Source organism: Embleya sp. NPDC005575 (assembly GCF_040605455.1).
In the GTDB taxonomy this organism is placed as follows: Bacteria; Actinomycetota; Actinomycetes; order Streptomycetales; family Streptomycetaceae; genus Embleya.
Map to the genome: position 1 here is coordinate 35183 of NZ_JBEXCV010000052.1, position 17736 is coordinate 52918.

Below are 17736 nucleotides of genomic sequence, written 5' to 3' on the forward strand. Positions count from 1 at the left end.
CGCGCTGAAACTAAACAGAGGCAAGCTTCTCGCCGGCCGGCCGGTGCTCGCGCAGGGTGCCGGGACGCCGGTCAGCTTCGATCGAGCAGCAACACCGTGAGCAACGGCGCGTCCGGCCAGGCCGGACGCAGACCGCCGAGCACCCGGTAGCCCCACCGTTCGTAGAGCGCAAGGACCTTCGGGTGGGTCGGATCCACCAGCAGGGTCACCCGCTGCTCGGTACGGGCCGCCAGCAGCGTGTCGTGAATGGTGCGGGCCGCGCCCGAACCGCGCCACGGTTCGCGGACCATCAGCTCGTTGAGCGCGAACGTGCGCCGGCCGTCCTCCTCGATGTCCACCGCGGGCACCGGATCGGTCAGCCCGATCCACCAGCGCGCACCGGCCTGGAGCGTGTAGCCGAACGCGTAGCCCACCGCGATGTCCCGGCTCCAGCCCACGACGCACTCGAAGCCCGGCGCGGCGGCGTAACCGGCCAACCGCTCCGCGAAGCTGTGCACCGAGTGGAAGGGGCGGTCCAGGTCCGCCGCGTACACCTCGGCATAGATGTCGAGCAGCATCTGCCGGATCTCGTCGAGGTCGCCGCCTCGGTGATGGGTCCGCTCGATGTCGGTTGCCACGCTTCCTCCAGATAGAGGTCATCGCCCCCCGGAGCGGATCTTCCCCGCGCCGCGCACGCCCACGCTCCGCCGCCCTGATGATCCGTCAACGACCCTTCCCGGTAAGGAAATACTCGACGCGGATCGGATTCGCATGGTCCCCTGCCGGTATGGCTGACCCCCTCCACGAACGCGACCTCGCCCGGCCCGCCCTCGACCTGGTGGCCAAGGCCGCCGGGCCCTATCTGGAGGCGCTTCCCGATCTGCCGGTCCGGGATCCGGCCGCCGACGTGCTCTTCGACCGGCTGGGCGGACCACTGCCCGAGCGCGGCGACGGCACGCTGGCCAGTGTCGAGGAACTGCTCGACGTCGGCACTCGCGCCGCGATGCAGTCCTCGGGCCCGCGGTTCTTCCACTTCGTCGTCGGCGGCGCCACGCCCGCCGCCCAGGCCGGCGACTGGATCACCGCGCTGCTGGACCAGTCGGGCGGTCTGTGGGCCGCGTCGCCGCTGGCGACCGAGACCGAGACGGTGGTGCTCGGCTGGCTCAAGGACCTGTTCGGGCTGCCCGACGCGTACGGCGGCGTGCTCACCCCCAGCGCCACCCTCGCCAATCTCACCGCGCTCACCTGCGCCCGCCACTGGTGGGCCGCGCGGCATGGTGTGGACGTGAGCGCCGACGGGCTCGCCGGACTGGCGACCATGCCGGTGCTGGCGAGCGGATACGTGCATCCCAGCAACCGCAAGGCGCTGCAGATCCTGGGCTGCGGGCGGGACACGCTGCGGGTGTGCGCGCGCGACGACGCGGGCCGGGTGGACATCGACGCGATGGAGCGTGCGCTGATCGAGATCGACGGACCCGCGGTGCTCATCGCCACTGCCGGGGAGGTCGCCACCGGCGACTTCGACCCGATCGACGCGCTCGCCGACCTGGCCCGGCGCTACGGTGCGTGGCTGCACGTGGACGGCGCGTTCGGCCTGTTCGCCGGCGTCTCGCCGCGGCTGCGCCACCTGGTCCGGGGCGTCGAACGGGCGCACTCGGTGGCCTCCGACGGACACAAGTGGCTCAACGTGCCCTACGAGAGCGGCTTCGCCTTCGTGCGCGACGCCGAGCTGATGGGCAGGGCGTTCGGCGCGTGGAACGCCCCGTACCTGCCCGGCGTCGGCGACACGCACCTCAACTACTCCTCGCTCGGGCCGGAGTCCTCGCGTCGAGCACGGGCGTTGCCGATCTGGGCCACGCTGCGCGCGTACGGCAGGGCCGGATACCGGGCGATGATCGAGCGGCACAACGACCTGGCGAACCACCTCGGCGCGCTGGTCGAGCAGGCCCCGGATCTGGAACTGCTGGCCCCGGTACGGCTGTGTGTGGTCTGCCTGCGCTATCGCCCCGACGCCGCGCTCGGCGAGGCCGAGCTCGACGAGTTGAACCGCCGGCTCGGCGCCGAACTCAACGAGGACGGGCGGGTGTACGCGGGCACCACCGTGTACGAGGGCCGGGTCGCGCTGCGTCCGGCGATCGTGAACTGGCGGACCACCGCGGCGGACGTCGAACTGTTCGCGCACGTGGTCCGGGAGATCGGCGCGCGGGTGGCCGCGGAGCAGCGCGCGGGTGCGCCGGCGCGTCCGGGGGAGCCGGACCCGGGCGCCGTCGAATAACTTTGCGATCGCACCGCGTGAACCCCGGCTTCCCGGGCAGACGTCCGGGCGGAGGTGGTTCAAGATGATTCCGCTGCTTGTAGTGCTTTTGCTCGCTTTGATCCTGTTCGGTGCAGGATTCGCCCTCAAGGCCCTCTGGTGGATAGCCGTCATCGTATTGGTGCTCTGGGCCCTCGGGTTCGTCTTCCGCAGCGCCGGCGCGGGTGGTCGTCGCGGGCGTTGGTATCGCTGGTAGCCGACGCGTTGCCGAACCACCGGAGACGGGGCCCGTCCACGCGACGGGCCCCGTCGCCGCGCCCGGAGTCGGTCGTCGCCCGGTCGGCCGAATCCGCCGCGACGCGATGTCGAAACGATTTTGCGCAGGGGTCTGGACGGAGGAACGGTAGGAGTACTTTGGGGAGACCGAGGGCACCTCGTATGCCGTCATCCATGGCGGCGTCGTCTGCGGCGATCCGGACATTCGCGCACCAGACCGACCAGAGGATTCGAACCCATGTACTCACAGCACTCGATCGCGGGACACCGCCGAAGCGCTCGACCGGAGACCACGGTCGAGATGACCTACGGTCTGGCCTGCACGATGTGCGGCCGCGACCTGCGGGCCGCAGCGGACCGACCCGCGCACGACGCGGTGCCGGTCGGACACGTGGAGGATCGGCAGACCTTCGCCTGCCGAGGAGTGTGCGCACGGTTCGCCAGCGGTTCGGCGGACGGCATCGCCGAGGAGCCGGTGCCTCTGGACGAGCGGATGGCGGCCTTCCCGACCGACTGATCTCCGCGCGAGGCCGACCCGGCGATCGGTCGACCCCATGCATCGAAACACGGCGCCGGGGGATCCTCCCCGTATGCCGGACCGCATCGCCACGACAGTCGACGGACGTTCGCTGACCCTCACCCACCTCGACAAGGTGTGGTGGCCGCGAACCGGATACACCAAGGGCCAGGCGCTGGACTACTACGCCAGAATCGCTCCGGTCCTGCTCCCGCACGTCACCGGACGCCCGGCCACCTTCGTCCGCTTTCCGGACGGCGTGGACGGCGGCAGCCGCTTCTACAACAAACACGTGCCGCCCGGTGCGCCCGACTGGGTGCGCACGATCGCGGTGGCCGGCCGGGACGAGAACAGGGATCAGGTCGACGTCGACTCGTTGGCCGCCCTGATGTGGGCGGCCAACCTGGCCGCGATCGAGATCCATGTACCGCAGTGGGGCGCCGACCCGAACCGCCACGATCGGCTCGTCCTCGACCTGGACCCCGGGCCGGGCACGGGTATGTCCGAGTGTCGTCGGGTCGCGCTGCTGGCCCGCGACCTGCTGGCGGCGGACGGGCTGACCTGCGTGGCCAAGACCTCGGGCAGCAAGGGGCTGCATCTGTACGCGGCCCTGGAGCCGACATCGGAGGCGGCGGTCAGCGGGTACGCCAAGGCGCTCGCGATGCGCCTGGAGCGGGAGCGGCCCGAACTGGTCGTGCACCGAATGGCCAAGAACCTGCGCACCGACCACGTATTCGTGGACTGGAGCCAGAACGCGAGCGCGAAGACCACCGCCGCGCCGTACACACTGCGCGCCCAGTCCGAACCGACCGTGTCGGCACCGGTGTCCTGGGCCGAGATCGAGTCGGACGCGGACCTGGTCTTCGGCCCGGTGCAGGTGCTGGAGCGGATGGCCCGGGACGGCGACGGGTTCGCACCGCTGCTCGCCGCCGAGACCACCGGCCGGCTGCCGTAGGGCGCATTGGGCGCCGGGCTCAGCGGGCGCTGGGGTCACGGGGCACAGCGGTCCCGGGGCACAGGGCTCACGGGGCGTGGTGCGCATCGGGAGCAGGGCCCGCTGGGGGTAGGACTACCGGGCCCGGGGGCACGGAGCACAGGGCTCGCGCCGCGTGCACGGCCGCCCGGTCGGGTGCCGTTCAGTCGTCGGCCAGGTCCGGGCGCAGCCGGTGCCAGGAGGGATGGCGCAGCAGGCCCGCTCGGGTGCGCGTCGCGTAGCGGACCTCGCCGATCAACCGCGGCAACACCCAGCGCGCGTCGACCACCTGCGGCCGGGGCGTGAACGGGCACGTGTCGATCGCGGATACCCGAAGCAACTCGCCGAGCACGGTCCGATCCCGGTCGCCGAAGCCCGTGCCCACCGCGCCGACGTAGCGCAACACGCCCTCCTCGCGCACCCCCACCAGCAGAGCGCCGGGCAGCCCGGTGAGCCGACCGCGACCGGGGACCCAGCCGCCCACGATCACGTCCAGGGTGTGCACGTGCCGGATCTTCACCCAGTTCGGCGAGCGCTCGCCGGGCGTGTACACCGAGTCCAGGCGCTTGCAGACCAGCCCTTCCAGGCCCTCCGCCCGGGTCGCAGCCAGGGCCGCCTCGCCGTGACCGACCAGTGCGGCCGGCGTCGACCAGTGCGGGCCGCGCAGATCGAGCCCGTCGAGCACCCGGCGCCGATCCGCGTACGGGTGGCGGATCAGCGACCTGCCGGCCAGGAACAGCACGTCGAACAGCAGCAGCCGGACGGGTACCCGATCGCGCATCCGAGCCGCCTCGCCCGGGTGGTCGGCCAACCCCATCCGGGACTGCAGGCGCTGGAAGTTGCTGTGCCCGTGCTCGTCCAGGGCGACCACCTCGCCGTCCAGCACCGCCGAGCGGGTACCGAGCACCGTGCGCAGCGCGTGCAACTCCGGATAGGCCGCGGTGATGTCCGCTCCCGAGCGCGAGCGCAACACCACCGTGCCGTCACCCGGGAGGTAGCCGACACATCGCTGACCGTCCAGCTTCGTCTCGTACGCCCAGCGATCGTCCTGGGTGGCCGGCGGCAGCGCGCCCGCGGTGGCGAGCATGGGCGGATACACCGGCAGATCGGCCATGGGGTGAACGTGGTCGCCGCAGCCGCCGACTACACGCCCGGTCCCCCGAACGGTCCAGGTCCGTGCGATATGCCGGGCGGCCCCGCCGCGATCCGCCGGACCGGACCCGGACGGGCGCCCGCCATCCACCGATCTGTGGATGGCGGGTGCGTGCTCAGCGGGTCAGCAGGGACTCGATGGTGGAGCCCGGGGACTCCGGGGACCACGTGGGGTCGCAGCCCGCGAGGGCGGCGAAGACCCGGTCCCAACCGGTCGGGTCGGTGGCCGGGTGGGTTTCGAGCAGGGCGGCGATCTCCGCCTGGGCCTCGGTCGCGGCCGCGCGGATGCGCGGTTCGACGCCGATGCGATGGGCGGCCTCGGCGATCCAGCGCAGCACCGAGCCGGCGCCCCGGGCGACGTGCACCAGGTCGTGGCCGGTCAGCAGGCCGGCCATGACCAGGTTGTCCAGGTGGGTGTACCAGACGGCGTCGCCCAGGACGCTGTTCCCGAAGGCGACCGAGGCACGCGCGTGGTCGGCGTCCAGAGTCGCGGCGTTGAGGGCCACCCGGTGGTACACCGGCCCCAGTTCGAGCAGCCGCGCGGGCGAATCCGGCTGGAGTACGAGTCGGTTCAGCACCTCGATCGGGAACGGCTCCCGCTCGTGCTCGGTGAGGATCAGGTCCCAGTCGCGCAGATACGGCAGGTCGAGCACCTCGTCGGTCTCGGTCGTCCCGAAGCACCTGCGCAGCTTGGCCACCAGTTTGTCGCCGGCCCGCTCGCGGTCGATCCGCTCGGTCAGTGCCGCGTCCGGATCTGCCGTCGCGAGTGCCTTGACCACCACCCGGCCGGCGGTCGCGCCGAGCACGCCCTGCTCGACCAGCTCGCCGATGCGCGCCGCGCCCCCATACCGCAACAGGCCCCGCAGGCCCCAGAGTCGGTCCAGCAGCGAGGCCTTCTTGCCCAACTGGCGCAACGCGTGCTCGATCAGCTCCGGGTCGGCCGCCTCGACCTTGATCCGCAGCGCCGGCAACACCGACCCGGTGGGCCGATTGTCGGCCGACAACCGCTCGCGCAGCGCCGGATCCAGCGCGAGCAGATCCGCCGGCCCATTCGCGGGCCGACCCTGCGGCACCCGGGACAACACCGCTCGGCGCATCGCGACGTCCTCGCGCACCAGCGGCGCCCCGTACAGGTCCGCGTTCAACTCCGGGTCGTCCAGCCGCAACAGCCGGGCCCGGACTTCGGCGTCGCGACGCCAGGCCGCCATGATCCGCAGCGCGGCCCGGTCGTTCGCCAGGAACGGGTACTCGTCCAACGCGCGCGACGTGTGCTCGACATGGCGCTCGTACGCCCACAGCGTGGGGTAGGCGTGCTCGCCCAGGCGAGGCAGCACCACCGCGAGCGCCTCGGGCGACGCGCGCAGCAGCAGGTCGCCGGCCGGCCACCGCCAACCCCGGCGAATCCGCCACGTGTTCGCGTGTGCCGCGGCGAACTCGATGGTGATCGGCGACTCGACGCGCTGCCAATCGCCATCGCCGTCGGCCCCCGACTCCGTTATCGCGTCCAGGAGTTCGGGCAACGAGCGGTCGCCGACCGAGCCCATCGCGATCAGCGCGGCCAACCATCGGTCCGGGTCGACGCCCAGCCGCTCGGCGACCAGCGCCTCGGTCGCCCGGTTCAGCGGCCCCGCGAGGACCCTCGACCGCCACTTCCTGGGCAACGGGGTCAGCGCCCGCGCGGGCAGTACACCGAGCACCTCGGTCGGACCGACCAGGCCGTGCCGGTAGGCGCCCTCGGCCAGGAAGTCGCCGCCGCCCCGCGTCTCGTCGTAGTACTCGCGGATCCAGCGCAGGTACGAACCCGGCTGGGTCGGGCCCGGCCAGGTGTCCTTCGTCGGGTACCGGTCCGGGCGTTCGGCCGGGGTGCCGGCCAGGATCGAGGCGAGTCGATCCCTCGTCGGCTCCTCCAGGTCCTTGTTCTCGGCCATCGCCGCCAACACCTCGGGCTCGCCGAGGTCGATCAGGTCGTTGGCCACCGACTCGTCGAACACCCGGCGCCCCAGGGCCACCCGCGGCTGCACCGAAGCGCTGCCGAAGCACGCCTCGTAGAGCCAACTCGGGAATTCGTAGCCCGGCGCGTCGCTGATCCGCACCGACGCCAGCGCCGCGAGCACGCTCGGATCCTCCGGCACCGGAACGCGATCCGGCCCGGGTTCCGGGCTCGAACCCGCCGTCATCGTGCGCAGCAGATGCACCGCCACCAGCCGGGACGTGCGATCGTACTCGGCGGCCCGGCCCGCATTGCGGCGCCGGACCGTCGGCGCGGGCGCGGACACCTGCTCGGTGTTCGCGGTCTCGGCCGCCTCGCGCCGCGCGACCTCCAGCGCGGCGGCGTCCACACGGGCCAACTCCTCGGCCCCGGGCCGCGGACCCGCGGCTTGTCCGGCCAGCACGATCAGCTCGGCCAGCGACGCGGTGAAGCCGTCGACCAGACCGACCGCGACGGCCAACGCCTCGGTGTGGCCCGCGAGATGCTCCCGGGTCAGCTCGGCCAGCCGGGCCCGCATCGGAGCCAGCACGGTCCCCGGGTTCAGCGCGTGCGCGGACAGGACCACGGCCTGCGCCGGATGGGCCACGTCGATCAATCGGACCGGATCGAGCAGGCCGTGCTCCACCGCCTGGTTCACCCAGTCCTCGTCACGGTTGAAGGGCTCGGAGCGCAGCCACTCCAGCGGCGGGGTGTCGATCGACCGGCGCGCGTAAGTGCGTTGGGCGTTGACCAGTACCAGGCGCAACCGCGCACGATCCTCGTCGGTGGCGTCCTCGTGCCGGATCAGGTCGTCGATCGCCTCGTAGGCGAACGGTTCCTCGCGGTTGGCCGCCATCAGCAGCGGGAAGTCGTGCACGTACGGCTCGTGCACCAGGTCGCGCACGGTGGTGCGGCTGGTCCGGGTCTGGAAGCGGTGCGGCAACGTGGCCGGGTCGTCGTACGGTTCGCCGCTCGCGCGCAGGTCGGCCAGGCCGTCCTCGGCCCTGAGCGCGGCCTCCACCCGCTTGCGGACCTGTGCCGCGGTGCCGGCCCCGGTGCAGTCCAGGAGCGCGCGTACGCCGTCCGGGCCGTGCCGCTCCCACACCTTGACGTAGGCGTACTGCTGGGCGACCTTGCGGCAGCCGAACGACAGGGCTCGCGCGGCCAGTTCCGGTTCGCCGCTCGCCACCAGCGGAAGCAGGGTGCGCCGGTCGCCGTGCGTGAGCAACTCGCTGCGCAGGCTCGGGTCCAGGGGAGAGCGTCGGGCGATGGTGCGGCGCAACGACGGGGTCGAGCGCATGCCGAGATAGGCGGCGGCGTCCACCGCCGGGACCTGCTTGGCGACCAGGCGGGCGAGTTCGCGGATGTCCAGGCCGATGTTGCGGGCCATCGCCTCCCACGCGCGCGGGTCGGTCGAGGTGATCGCCGCCTCGTGCACGTGCCGCGGGAGCGAGCCGCTGGAGAGCAGGTCGCGCACCAGGCCGTCGGGCAGGTCGGGCAACAACTCCCGCAGGTCGTCCGGGTCGGCACAGGCCAGCAGGTGCCGGAACGGCTTGGTCAGAGTCGGCGGCGGGCCGCCGACCCGCTCCGGCGGACCGGTGACGGTGCCCGCCTCGATGCCCGCCAGCAGGGCCGGCAGCGCGTCACGGTGTCGGGGCAGCACCGCACGCAGGGTGTTCCAGCGGTCGGCTCGGGCGCCCAGGTGTCGGTGCAACAACTCGCGCAGCTCGGCACACTCCGGAAGTTCGACCAACGTGGCGACCGCGGTCCGGGCGGGAGTCACCTCGTACAGCACCCTGGCCAGGTCGGCGGGCTGGGCCAGGTCGCGGGTAAGCGCCGCGATTCGGGCCAGCGCGGGGTGCTTGGGGGTGCCGATCGCGGCCCGCAACACCGCGAGCGTCGGCCGGGCCACCGGGCCCACCGTCGTCGGATGCGCCGTGTACAGCGCGACCAGCAGGTCCTCGGGGCAGTCCGGGTCGGCGGACAGCAGCACGGCGGCCGCCTCCGGCAGCGGCTCGCGCCGCTGCTCGACCCGCAGCGCGGCCCAGTCGATCCCCCGACGCCAGGTGGAGGGATGTATGCCGGAGCGCAGTTCGGCGATCAGCCCGGCGGGGCCCTCGGCCTCGGCCACCGCGGCGGCCAGGGCGCAGAGTGCTTCGGTCGCCTCGCCTGCTCCGGTTGCCTCGGCCGGCCCGGCGGCGAGCGCGGCCACCTCGGGCCGTACGTGTCGCAGCGCCTCGGGCAGCAGGTCGGCGCCGCCGTGGCGGCTCAGCGACAGCAGGCCGCGCAGTTCCTCGGCGGCGGTCAGCGCGCCGGCGCATACCCGAAGCGCGTGCGCGACCAGGTCCGGCCGTTCGGCGACCACGGCGGCGCCCAGCCGGCGCGGTTGATCCCCCTCCGTGGGCTGTGTGAGCAATTCCTCGTGCAGCGCGGTCAACGGATGCGGCGTCTCGGGGTAGCGGCCGGGGGCGAGTACGACCCGGCGCATCCAGGCGGTGGCCTCGGGATGTGCGTAGACGATCCGGTCGACCACCGGGTCCGGTTGTTCGAGCAGCGCGGCGAGGTCGGCCGGCGTGAGCACGGTCCCGTTGTGCGCGAGGGTGCGGCGCACCCACGGGTCGGGATCGCGTGCGGCGAGCGCGCGCAGGTTCGGCGACGGCTTCCGGTCGCCGAGGAGCGCGCCGATCACGTCGTCGCCGATGCGATGGCGGACCCGGCCGAAATCGCCGACCGCGGCGCCCTCGAACAGCAGTCCGACCAGAAGAGCCTTGTTCGCGACCTGTACCGACACCACTCACCCCGTACTCGCCCGTTCCACTTGCGGGTTACACCCCACCACAATGCACGGACATCGGGTGTTCCGGCCCCGGAGGGAGGCGGCCTTGCCCGGACGCGACCCCGGGTCGACGTGTCGACCTGCGGTGGTTACGGGTACAACCGAGCGAGTCCTCCCAAGCAGTGCGGCCTGTCCGGATCTTGGTCGAGCACGTACTGCGTCGCGATGTGTCACGCCTGGTGGGGTTCCGGGGCATTCCCGGGGCCGGTGGGTGAGTGGGCACGGTAGTGGCGCACACCGGCCCCGGACGCGTCATGTCCAGGCGGAGGCCCTGCCCGGCGGGTTCGCCCGCTCGAAAGGACGGTTCGGTGATGACCACCCTGGGTGTCGAGGAGGAGTACCTGCTCGTGGACCCGGTCAGCGGACTGCCGGTACCGGCGGCCGAGCGGGTCCGGGCCGAGGTGAGTCTGCGGCCCGGGCTCGACCTCGGCGACGTGCAGCCCGAGTTACTGAAGGCGCAGTTGGAGGTGGCGACCCCGGTGTGTTCCTCGCTCGACGAGATCGGCGGACACCTGTATCGGATGCGGCACGAACTGTCGGCGGCGGCCGAGCGGATCGGCTGCCGGCTGGTCGCCTGCGGGACCGCGCCCGCGGGCAACGGGAAGCCGATGGAGATCAGCGAGCATCCGCGCTATCTCGCGATCGCCGAGAACGCCCGGCGATTGGCCGACGTGCAACTCATCCACGGGATGCACGTGCACGTGGCGGTACCGGATCGGGAAACGGGCGTGCAGATCGTCAACCGGATCCGGCCGTGGTTGCCGGTGCTCGTCGCGATGGGAGCCAACTCCCCGCTCTGGCAGGGGGTGGACACCGGGTTCGCGAGTTGGCGCACGATCCACTACGCACGCTGGCCGGTCGAAGGGCAACCCCCGGTGTTCGTCGACCTGGAGGAGTACGAACGGAGGGTGGACGCGCTGCTCGCGGTGGGGGTGATGCTGGACCGAGGTCAGTTGTACTGGCAGGTGCGGCTGTCCGAGCGGTTTCCCACCATCGAGATCCGCTGCCCGGACGTGCAGCTGCGGGCGGACGATGCGGTGATGCTGGCCGGGCTGGTCCGGGCGCTCGTGGTCACCGCGCTGCAACAGCACGGCGAGAAGGCGCCGTACGCCGCACCCGATTCGGAACTGCTGCGCGCCGCCTGCTGGTTGGCGGCTCGCGACGGGCTGGACGGGGACCTTTTCGGGCCGGTGGGGCCGGCGGGGACGGCCCGTCGGATCGACGCGGGCGACATGGTCCGCGAACTGCTCGCGCACGTCACCCCGGCACTGGACGAACTCGGGGACACCACACGGGTGGTGGCGCTGGTCGAGCGGCTGATCCGGCAGGGTACGGGAGCCGACCGGCAGCGTGGGGCGTTTGTGGCCGGGGGGCTGCCGAGTGTGCTCGATCTGCTGATCTCGGACACCTCGGCCGGGTAGCCGACGGCCGGCCGTGATGTTTGTGCTCGGCCGGGGAGTAGGGGTGGAAAGGGGCTGACGGGGGAAGGGCCCGGGAGGCAGGGTGGGGGTGTGTCGACTCCTGCGCATCACCCGACTCCTCCGCCTCGGGCCGGCCACCTCGTGGTATGCGGCGACGACGCGCTCGCCCAGCGACTGTCGTCCGAACTCGCGCACGTCTACGGGGAACACGTGACCGTGCTGCTGCCTTCGGTACACCGCAACCACGGTCCACAAATCGAGGACCTGGCGCGTGGCGGCGGACTTTCGGTGTCCGTGGTCGAAGCCGCCGAGCCGACCGACGACGCGCTGCGCTCGGCAGGCGTGTCGGGTGCGTCGGCGCTCGCGCTGGTCTATCGCGACGACCGGGCCAACATCCACGCGGCGTTGCGAGCCCGGCGGATCAACCCGCGGATCCGGCTCGTGGTGCGGCTGTACAACCGCAAGCTCGGTCGGCATCTGCAGGAACTGCTCGACCGAGCGGTCGCGGCCAGGGTCGGCGACGACTCGGCCGGGGAGGTGACCACGACCGTGCTCTCCGACGCGGACACCGCCACCCCGGCCCTGGTCGCCGCCGCGATCGCCGGTACGGGCAAGGTCGTCCAGGCCGACGGACTGCTGCTGCGGGCGGCCGAGCGGTCCGCCGACGAGCGCGACCCCGCGCCGTACCTGTATACGCTCGCGCTGGCCTCCGAGGGGGCGGGCGGCAGCCCGGAGTTGTTGCCGGACGATGCCGCGGCGGCCGCCGGCGGGGCCACGCGGGGCCGTACCGTCCTGGAGACGATCAGCCTGGAGGAGGGACCCGCGACGCCGGTCAACCGGCCCCACCTGCCGCCGGGATTGCCGGTGGCCACGCTGTTCCCGCGGCGGTTGCGCTACGCGATCCTCGCCCTGGTCGCGCTGCTCTTCGTCTTCGCCGGGCTGACCTGGTGGGTCACCCGGGACCCACCGCTGCGGGCCGCCTATCGCTCGATCCTGGACGTCTTCGGGATGGGCGATCCGGCGCTCGGTGAGGGCACCGGACGCCAGATTGTCCAGGTGTTGTCCGGGCTCGCCGGATTGGCGCTGCTGCCGGTGCTGTTCGCGGTGGTGCTGGAGAGCCTGGGCACCTTCCGGACCGCGACCACCCAGCGCCCGCCGCCGCGCGCGATCGCCGACCACGTGGTGCTGTTGGGCCTGGGCAAGATCGGTACGCGCGTGCTGGATCGGCTGTGCGAGCTGGGTATCCGGGTGGTGTGCGTGGAACGCGACCCGCAGGCGCTGGGCATCGCCGGCGCGCACGCGCGCCGGGTGCCGGTGGTGATCGGCGACGTCACCCGCGAGGGCGTCCTGGAGGCCGCGCACATCGGCGCGAGCCGGGCGCTGCTCGCACTGACCAGCGATGACGCGATCAACCTGGAGGCGGCCCTGTACGCCCGCGAGATCGATCCGCAACTGCGGGTGGTGCTGCGGCTGTTCGACGACGACTTCGCCAGGACGGTGAACGGGACGCTGCGCGAGTCCTATCCGAACGCGCTCACCCGCAGCCGCAGCGTGTCCTCGCTTTCCGCGCCGGCCTTCGCCGGCGCCGTGATGGGTCGGCAGATCCTGGGCGCGATCTCGGTGGAGCGCGAAATGTTGTTGTTCGCGGCGATCGAGGTCGCGGCCCGTCCGGAACTGCAGGGCCGCACGGTGGCGGAATCGTTTCGGGCCGGGATGTGGCGGGTGCTCGCACTGGACGTGGCCGATCCGGCGGAGCGTCGGGCCGACCTGGGCGCGGACGCGGCACCGCAGCGCGACCTGGTGTGGGAACTGCACGCCGGCTATGTCCTGCAGCCGACGGACCGGGTGGTGGTCGCGGCGACCCGGCAGGGACTCGCGGAGTTGTTGCGCGGGGAGCGCGGGAGTACGCCGACGAGTTAGTGCCGCACCTGGTGGACGCCCGGTCGTTCGGCGGCTCGGCCGGCAGCCGCCGTCGGATTCCCCGGGCGGCCCGTCGATCGACACCTCGGTCCGTCCCTCGGTCGGCCCGGTGAGCGCAAGATGTCCGAAATTCACCTTCGATGTCACGGTCCGTCGCCGACAGACTGCGTAGCGACACGATCGTCGAGGCAGCGAGGGAGAGGGTGAGCGGTGATGTCCGAGGGATTCGCCCCGGAAGCGGGCGCGAAAGCGGGTACGGGATCCGGGGCCGAAACGGCCGACGTGATCTTCCACGGCGGCGAAATCGAGACGGTGGCGGGTGGGCCCGGCCCGAAGGGGGTCGTGGGGGAGGCCGGTCCGCGACCCGAGGCGGTCGCCGTCAAGGACGGCCGGATCACCTTCGTCGGCAACCTTGACGAGGCGCTCGCACACTGGCAGGGGCCCACCACCCGGCTGCACGACCTGGCCGGGCGGGCGCTGCTGCCGGGGTTCATCGACCCGCACGGCCACGTGGTCGGCACCGGACTCCAGGAGACGGTCGCCGACCTGCTCGGCGAACCGGACGGCGACGTGGGGGACGTCGACGCGATCGTGCGCAAGTTGTGCGAGTTCGCAGACAGCGAGGTCGGCCGGCGGTCCGCGTGGATCGTCGGGTTCGGCTACGACGACGCGCTGCTGGACGGCGAGCTGCATCCGACCCGGGAGGACCTGGACCGGGTCTCCACCGAGCGGCCGGTGCTGGCCATCCATCAGTCGTTCCACCTGGGTGCGGTGAACAGCAAGGGGCTGGAACTCCTGGAGTACAGCGCCGCCACGAAGGACCCGGGGGGCGGGGTGATCCGGCGCGGTGACGAGTCGGTGCTGCCGTTCGGCGAGCCGGACGGGGTGCTGGAGGAGACCGCGTTCTTTCCCGCCTCCGGTCGCGCGATCATGGGCATCGCCGAACAGGACCGGGCGCGATTTTTGGACAAGGGCCTGAAGGCGGCGGCGAGCTACGGCTTCACCACGGTGCAGGAGGGCGCCGCGGAACTGGCGGTGCTGGGCGACCTGCGGGCACTCGCGGCGGCCAAGGCGCTGCCCCTGGACGTCGTCGTCTACGTGAAGGCGGCCGAGGCGATCAAGACGCCCCATCTGGTCGAGGCGAGCGCGGAGTACGTGAACGGCCTGCGAGCGGCCGGGATCAAGCTGAACCTGGACGGCTCCCCGCAGGGCCGGACGGCTTGGCTGCGTGAGCCGTACAAGACCCCGCCGGGCGATCCGGACAAGGAATACTGCGGCTACCCGGCGCTGGAGGACGAGGTCGCCCTCGACCAGGTCCGGGCGGGCTTCGCGCACGGCTGGCAGGTGATCGCGCACGTGAACGGCGACGAGGCGATCGCCCAACTCATCCGCTGCGTGCGGATCGCCACCAAGGAGGCGAGGCCGGCCGATCGGCGCACGACCGGTATCCACTGTCAGACGGCGGGTGAGGACCAGATCGAGGAGTTCCGCCGGCTGGGCATCATTCCGTCGTTCTTCTCGATGCACACGTTCTACTGGGGTGACTGGTACTACGAGACGGTGCTCGGAGAAGAACGCGCCGTCGAGATCTCACCCGCGGGGTGGGCCCTGGCCCGCGGCATGGTCTACACGTCGCACCACGACGCGCCGGTGGCCCGGCCGAGTTCGCTCGCGATCCTGTCCAGCCAGGTCACCCGGAAGACCCGGAAGGGGATGACCCTCGGCAAGCATCACTGCGTGTCGGGATCGGACGCGGTGCGGTCGATCACCATCAACGCGGCCTACCAGTACGGCGAGGAGGCGCACAAGGGCAGCATCGAGGTGGGCAAGCTGGCCGACCTGGTGATCCTGAGCGCGAACCCGGCGACGGTACCGGGTGAGGCGATCGGGGAGATCACCATCGAGGAGACGATCAAGGCGGGCCGTACGATCCACCCGCCCGTCGAGGAGATGCCCGTTCCGGTGCCCTCGGGCGTGGGATTGAAGTTGTTCACGCACCACTGCTGACGGCGTTTGCGTCCTGCCCGGGCCGGATCGGCGCGGGCAGGACGACCCGGCGGTCAGGTCAGCGGCACGCCGAGGTCGGGCAGGACCTGTGCGCCCGGAAGTTCGGCCAACAGCCGGCCGGGCACCCACAGCTTGGAGCCGCGGATTCCGGAACCGACCACGACGCGCGGGTGAGCGGCGACGGCGGCGTCGATCAGGATCGGCCAGTCGGCGGGCAGACCGATCGGGGTGATCCCGCCGTACTCCATCGCGGTCGCGGCGAGCACCGTGTCCACCGGCGCGAACGACGCCTTGCGGGCATCGAGGTGTCGGCGGACCAGGCCGTTCACGTCGGCCCTGGTGGTGGCGGTGATCAGACATGCCGCGTAGGTGACCGTGCCGCCGCGCTTGGCGGCGATCACCACGCAGTTCGCGCTGTCGGCCGGGGCCACGTCGTAGCGCGCGCAGAACGCGGCGGTGTCGGCCAGTTCGGGGTCGATCGCGGCGACCTCGACCAGGTCGGCGGACTCGGCCGGCCAACCGGCCAGGGCACGGGCCACGGGCTCGGCCAGCAACTCGGGGTGGGACAGGGCGGGATGAACGGCAAGTGCGGTGGACATGGGGCCATCCAACCCAATCGGCCGCACTTTTGCGCGAGCGCACGGGAGTGGGCCTCGCGAGGGGTGTGCGGGTCGGCGGGTGTGCGCTTCGTGTCCTGGTGGGTGGGCCGCTCGATGTCGGCTCCGTGATCCGGCCGGATGAGCGCTGGGCCTCGGCTTCGTGTCGGGCGGCTGGACCGGGACCCCGGCTCCTGTCGGACACGGCCGGCGGGCGGGATTTGCTTCCGGCGCGGTCTCGGCGCCCGGTAGGCGGTGCGGTGCGCTCGGCCCCGTTCGCATCCGGGCCGGCTTTCCGGGCCTGTCGGCCCCGGGGCCGTTTGCCGCCATGGCCGTTCACCGCCATGCGGGGGCCGTCGCGGTCGGGTCGCCGGCGGCACGACCGCGCACGATCCGCGTGGCGAACCGGCCCGTTCACCCCCGGACGCGGCGGACGGTGCGCGCGTACATCGGGCGGCCGACCAGGTGCCAGATCAGTCGGGCCTGGAGCGGAAGCGAACCGAGCATCGTGGCCCGCTCGGCGGCGTCCGCGTCCTCCAGCACCACGCCCAGCAGAAGCAGGATCTGCGGCTTGGGCGTGGTTTCCACGAAGTGGTCGCCCATCGCCTTCCACTCCTGCGCGGTGAGCAGCCGCTGGGCGAGCGGGAGCAACTCGGCCTCCTCCTCGTCGAGGTGCTCGACCAGCGCCGCCCGGTGCTCGGCCAGCGCCGCGACCAGCGTGTCGCGCTCGGCGCCCCCGGCACTCGATGCCCATGCCGCGACCAGGTTCTCGGCGGCGGCCAGCGAGCCGGCCACCCGCTCGTGCTGGGCCTCCATTCGCAACACGAGGTCGGCCTCCAGGTCGACCCGCGCCAGCAGCGGCGGCCAGAGCAGCTCGTCCTCGCCGGTGTGGTGGCCGTGCAGGCCCAACCGGTACAGGTCGAAGTGGTCGGCGAGCACCTTGGCCCGGGCGGTGTCGCCCGGCTCGACGGCGGCGATCAGCTCGATCAGCAGGCGCGATTCGCGGCGCAGCCCGCGGTGGATGATCACCATTTCCCGGGTGTCGAAGCCGGCCGAGGCGGGGGAGACGGGGGAGGAGGACGAGGCGGTCATGGTGTGTGATCCCTTCGGTGGGCCCTCGACCTGGTGTCGCTGGGCATGCTCATAGCCTGGTCCCGGCGTCTTGGAGGAATCCTGGAAGGAACATGGAGCCGCTCGACGGGGTTGTCCGGCGAGCGGCTCGTCGATGATCGGGTCGCCGGAACCGGGTAGGGGAGAGATGGTGTACCTGCGTGTGCTCGGCCCGTTCGAGGCCGATGTGGACGACATGACCGTCCCGCTGGGCGGTCCGCGCCAGCGCGCGGTACTCGCGCTTTTGGTGGCCGCCCGCGGGCGGGTCGTATCGATCGATCGGATGATCGAGGACCTGTGGCGCGGCGAACCGCCCGCACAGGCGGTCACGTCCCTACAGGCGTACGTGTCCAACCTGCGTCGCCTGCTCGAACCGGGCCGGCCGCGGCGGTCCCCGGCCACGATCCTGGTCAGCGCGGCGCCCGGCTACGCGCTGCGACTGCCGGACGACGCGGTGGACGCGTGGCGCTTCGAACGGCTGCTCCGGAGCGCGCGGGAGCAGGCCGAGACCGACCCGGCCCGGGCTCGAACCCTGGTCGAGGCGGCGCTGGCGCTGTGGCGCGGTCCGGCGTTCGCCGCCGCCTCGGACGAACCGTGGGCCCTCGCGGAGGCTGCCCGGCTGAGCGAACTGCACCTGAGCGCACGCGAATTGCACATCGCCGCCGGCCTGCGCTCGGGCGCCGCTGCGGGCGCGGCGGCGGACGCCGAACGGCTCACCCGCGAGGC

13 protein-coding genes are annotated in these 17736 nt (G+C 72.3%); 8 read left to right on the forward strand and 5 right to left on the reverse strand.

The genetic code is table 11. The annotated features are described in order from the left end of the window. Positions 1-71 precede the first annotated feature (71 nt). Complete coding sequence (locus ABZS54_RS19290) at positions 72-617, reverse strand: GNAT family N-acetyltransferase (RefSeq protein WP_355537025.1); 546 nt, start codon at positions 615-617, stop codon at positions 72-74. A gap of 149 nt (positions 618-766) precedes the next feature. On the opposite strand from ABZS54_RS19290, the gene ABZS54_RS19295 reads away from it, so the two are divergent. The 4 genes from ABZS54_RS19295 (at position 767) to ligD (ABZS54_RS19310) (ending at position 3981) form a co-directional block, all read left to right on the forward strand. Next, a complete protein-coding gene (locus tag ABZS54_RS19295; protein ID WP_355537028.1) occupies positions 767-2254 on the forward strand; it encodes an aminotransferase class V-fold PLP-dependent enzyme in 1488 nt (495 codons plus the stop codon). Between the two features lie 64 nt (positions 2255-2318). Then, complete coding sequence (locus ABZS54_RS19300) at positions 2319-2489, forward strand: DUF5670 family protein (RefSeq protein WP_355537031.1); 171 nt, start codon at positions 2319-2321, stop codon at positions 2487-2489. Positions 2490-2747: 258 nt separating this feature from the next. Then, positions 2748-3026: a hypothetical protein gene (locus ABZS54_RS19305; RefSeq protein WP_355537034.1), complete on the forward strand. Its 279-nt coding sequence runs from the start codon at positions 2748-2750 to the stop codon at positions 3024-3026. Between the two features lie 73 nt (positions 3027-3099). Beyond that, the gene (gene ligD, locus ABZS54_RS19310; protein ID WP_355537037.1) at positions 3100-3981 is read left to right on the forward strand and encodes a non-homologous end-joining DNA ligase; all 882 of its coding nucleotides are present in this window, start codon (positions 3100-3102) and stop codon (positions 3979-3981) included. Between the two features lie 181 nt (positions 3982-4162). Here ligD (ABZS54_RS19310) and ligD (ABZS54_RS19315) read toward each other — a convergent pair whose 3' ends face one another. Then, complete coding sequence (gene ligD, locus ABZS54_RS19315; protein WP_355537039.1) at positions 4163-5113, reverse strand: non-homologous end-joining DNA ligase; 951 nt, start codon at positions 5111-5113, stop codon at positions 4163-4165. Positions 5114-5267: 154 nt separating this feature from the next. Then, positions 5268-9911 carry a hypothetical protein gene (locus ABZS54_RS19320; RefSeq protein WP_355537042.1) on the reverse strand — a complete coding sequence of 1548 codons (4644 nt, stop codon included), beginning with the start codon at positions 9909-9911 and terminating at the stop codon, positions 5268-5270. Between the two features lie 356 nt (positions 9912-10267). Here ABZS54_RS19320 and ABZS54_RS19325 point away from each other — a divergent pair, with 356 nt between their 5' ends. From ABZS54_RS19325 to ABZS54_RS19335, 3 genes are all read left to right on the forward strand, one after another. Further along, positions 10268-11377 carry a glutamate--cysteine ligase gene (locus ABZS54_RS19325; protein ID WP_355537045.1) on the forward strand — a complete coding sequence of 370 codons (1110 nt, stop codon included), beginning with the start codon at positions 10268-10270 and terminating at the stop codon, positions 11375-11377. Between the two features lie 90 nt (positions 11378-11467). Continuing rightward, complete coding sequence (locus ABZS54_RS19330) at positions 11468-13297, forward strand: NAD-binding protein (protein ID WP_355537048.1); 1830 nt, start codon at positions 11468-11470, stop codon at positions 13295-13297. A 213-nt stretch (positions 13298-13510) separates the two neighbouring features. Then, positions 13511-15304, forward strand: a complete 1794-nt coding sequence (locus ABZS54_RS19335; RefSeq protein ID WP_355537051.1) for an amidohydrolase — start codon at positions 13511-13513, stop codon at positions 15302-15304. 53 nt (positions 15305-15357) lie between these two features. Here ABZS54_RS19335 and ABZS54_RS19340 read toward each other — a convergent pair whose 3' ends face one another. Then, on the reverse strand, positions 15358-15903 hold the full coding sequence (locus ABZS54_RS19340) for a YbaK/EbsC family protein (protein ID WP_355537054.1): 546 nt from the start codon (positions 15901-15903) through the stop codon (positions 15358-15360). 411 nt (positions 15904-16314) lie between these two features. Then, entirely contained in the window at positions 16315-16992 is a 678-nt protein-coding gene (locus ABZS54_RS19345) for a hemerythrin domain-containing protein (protein ID WP_355537057.1), read from the reverse strand. Between the two features lie 166 nt (positions 16993-17158). Between ABZS54_RS19345 and ABZS54_RS19350 the strand changes: the two genes are divergently transcribed. Next, the coding region (locus tag ABZS54_RS19350; RefSeq protein WP_355537060.1) for a BTAD domain-containing putative transcriptional regulator at positions 17159-17736 on the forward strand (578 nt) is incomplete at its 3' end.